The 3,157-nt window shown below is 29.8% G+C and carries 3 protein-coding genes; 2 read left to right on the top strand and 1 reads right to left on the bottom strand.

The genetic code is table 11. The annotated features are described in order from the left end of the window. The first annotated feature begins 97 nt into the window (after window positions 1-97). Window positions 98-793, top strand: a complete 696-nt coding sequence (locus ACKI67_RS02920) for a hypothetical protein (protein WP_407461904.1) — start codon at window positions 98-100, stop codon at window positions 791-793. A gap of 94 nt (window positions 794-887) precedes the next feature. After that, window positions 888-2,081: a hypothetical protein gene (locus tag ACKI67_RS02915; protein ID WP_407461903.1), complete on the top strand. Its 1,194-nt coding sequence runs from the start codon at window positions 888-890 to the stop codon at window positions 2,079-2,081. 118 nt (window positions 2,082-2,199) lie between these two features. Here ACKI67_RS02915 and ACKI67_RS02910 read toward each other — a convergent pair whose 3' ends face one another. Next, window positions 2,200-3,096, bottom strand: coding sequence for a winged helix-turn-helix domain-containing protein (locus tag ACKI67_RS02910; protein ID WP_407461902.1), 897 nt, complete (start codon window positions 3,094-3,096; stop codon window positions 2,200-2,202). Between the last annotated feature and the right edge of the window lie 61 nt (window positions 3,097-3,157).

Raw genomic sequence — 3,157 nt, 5'->3', positions numbered from 1 at the left:
AGATGCAATTATTACAAAACTATATATATGACCAAAATCTTATATTTTATAATTAATTTAAAAAAATTATTCAAAGGTTTAATGATTAGGTGATATGATGGTTAATTATGAAGAGGAATACGACAAATTTGAAGATACACCAAACAATATAGACTATGGATCTTGGTATGAATACGACAATTTTCAGGATTTTATAGATGGTAAAAATGCTATGGATTTAACAGAAGGGGAAGAAATAGACTATTGGATTTTTAATTTACCTGAAGATCAGATATTAGATTTCAATGAATTGCCAGATGAGGAGACAATCTCTCGTGAAGAATATGTAAATGCATTGATTGAAAGTAAATTACAGGAAAAGGAAGCTTTAGAAGAATTTTTGAAATCCTTAGAAGAAGATGAAACCGATTATGCATATCTAGAAACTTTATTGAAAGATGATGAGCTGGATATTGAAGATTTTGAAAATGATTCCCTAGAAGAGGATATTCTAGAGAAAATTAGCCTTGAACGTCTTATTAAAGATCATTTGCTCGAAGAGGAAGAGTTAAATAAGGAATTTTTAAGAAACAAATCCATGGAAATTGATATTGAAGATAAAATAGACGATGTGGACTTTGAAGAATTTGAGTATTTTGAAGATGACTATGAAATCTCTGAAAAATACTATGAACATATAGAATCTATGGAAGAATTATATTATAAAAAATTAGAAAGCAGAAAAGAAAATAAGGAAGATGGAGATTCCTTCAATGAAGTTACAGATTATGGGGATTCTCCGTATGACAATTAATTGAATTAGACTAATATAATAATATTTTTATAATTTGTAAATGATATTTAAAATTAACTAAAAAATAATTATCATATTGAAAAAGGGGTTAACAATGTCTAGCGTGGAAGTAAATATTGAAAAAGCAAGAGCATACAATAAGGTAAAGAAGTATAAAGAATCATTAGAGCATTATGAATTGGCATTAGCAGATGGAGGAGAGTTATCTTTAGGGGATAAGGACAAATACTCCTGGGATTTATACTTTGTAAAGGTTAAGGATAATGAATTTATAGATGAAATTGAGGAATCAGCTAAAAAGATAGTAAATACTGTAAGCCAAAAGGACAACTCAAAAGGTAAAAAGGCATGTCCATACACTTTAGCAGTGATTAAGCTAATGAAAATGTACACTGAAGGTGAACAATATTTGGATGTATTGCGTTGGGCTTCCAAATTAAAGCCAGAATTATTAAGCAATGAACAATTCAAGCCAAATGATGAAATCACCATGAATTCAAACAAGGAAAACTATTACTTGCAGACAACCAAAGCATTGCTTGCGATTGAAAAATATGATCAGACAATCAAATATTGTCAAGATGCATTGGTCAACATCCCTAAATTCAACAATAACAACGATGTCTGGTTTAAATTAAGAATTGCTAAATCCTACAAGGAATTAGGGGATTATGATGCTTCCATTGACTTCTTAAATGACATATTAAAGACCAAGCATGACTGGTATCTCTCTAGAGACATGGCTGAAAATTACTTCCTTAAAGAGGAATATGACGAATCCTTGAAATGGGCTGCTAGAGGCATCTTAAGCCGTGACGGCAAATTGGAAAGTAAAGTCAACCTATTTGCTATGATTGGCGATATCCTTGAAATCAAAGGATTTGAAGATGAATCAATAATTAACAAATATATGGCTTATGTCATTAGAAATGCTCAAGAATGGGCTATTGATGATGAAGTGAAGAACTTATTGTCTAATTATGGATTGGATTTAGAAAATAAGGACTTTAAAGCATTATTTGAAGAATATAAAAATATGTGGGTTAGCTTGAAATACTTTGGTCAGGAAAGGCAATATGGAGTAATCGACAAAGTCTTTAATGATGGAAAAGCAGGTTTCATCAAGGCAAACGGCAAATCCTACTATTTCTACGCCTATGAATTCATGGATGACAAATCCTACATATATGAAGGAACAGAAGTGTCTTTCTATCTTGAGGATGCATATAACAAGTCCAAGGATGAAATGGTTAAAAATGCAGTAAACATTTACTGTGAAATGCTTTAAAATAGTATAAATTGAAATTAATTCAAAAAATAAGATAAAATAAGTTAAAATAAGTTAAAATAACATAAAATAAGATATTAGATTGATTATAATTTAATAATCAATCTTTAAATTTTTTTTAAATTTTATATTCAATATTTAACAATTCTTCTTTTTTCTTTTCAAACTCTTCTTTTGTAATATAACCTTTTTCAAGGAGTTCTGCATAGTTTAACAATTCTTCTGCAGGTGAAAATTCAATATTGAATACAATCTTCTTATGTTTGTGATGACATTTGCACTTGTCCTTTCCATGCTTATGATGGCACTTGCATTTATCTTTTCCATGCTTATGGTGACATTTGCATTTGTCTTTTCTGTGTTTATGGTGACATTTGCCCTTGCCGTGCTTATGTTTTCTTTCATGGCATTTTGAGTATTTGTCATCTTCATCATCACAATCATCATCTGTCCTTTCTATTTTAGAATGGTCAGCTTTAATTCCAAACAACTTTTCTGAATCATCATATTCTTTGGATTGGAAATATTTCCTTTCCCTTTTTTGATCTTTTTCCTTATTCATTTCCTCATTAATCTCCTTTTGGACATCTTCCATCTGTTTCTTAAAGCTTTCCCTTAAAGCATCTGTAGGATTCAATTCTTCAAATTTAAGGTCTTTGGTGTCATCATGAATGAAAACTTTCTTATATTCCCTGAATCCATCATATTCCATAAGATCCTCTTCAGTTATGCTATCTGGATTGTCAGCCAATACATTAAGACCTTCTTCTGTAATGTTGAAGTACATGAAACGATTGGATTCGATAAGTTCAGCCTTTTTCAAATAAGTGTTAGCTGTACTAATCCTAGAGTTTATTAAAGGCTCGTTGTTTGGCAATCTGATCTCCTTGTCTTCATCTGATATGTCAATATATTCCATTACCTCTTCTGTAATATCTTTAACTTTATACTCATCTTTATCTTTAATAACCTCTAATAATGGTAATACTAAATCATAAGTTTCAGGAACAGCCATATTTTATCTCCTAATTTATTTTAATTATATAGTATTTTGTCATTTTAATTATTTAATTTTA

It is taken from the genome of Methanobrevibacter sp., from assembly GCF_045577275.1.
In the GTDB taxonomy this organism is placed as follows: Archaea; Methanobacteriota; Methanobacteria; order Methanobacteriales; family Methanobacteriaceae; genus Methanobrevibacter.
The sequence above is the reverse complement of the archived record's forward strand: the minus strand, read 5'-3'. Positions and strand labels throughout refer to the sequence as shown.

Coding starts and splice junctions, on each gene's coding strand:
- ACKI67_RS02915 (WP_407461903.1), top strand. CDS start 888: ATGTCTAGCGTGGAAGTAAATATTGAAAAAGCAAGAGCATACAATAAG.
- ACKI67_RS02920 (WP_407461904.1), top strand. CDS start 98: ATGGTTAATTATGAAGAGGAATACGACAAATTTGAAGATACACCAAAC.
- ACKI67_RS02910 (WP_407461902.1), bottom strand. CDS start 3,096: ATGGCTGTTCCTGAAACTTATGATTTAGTATTACCATTATTAGAGGTT.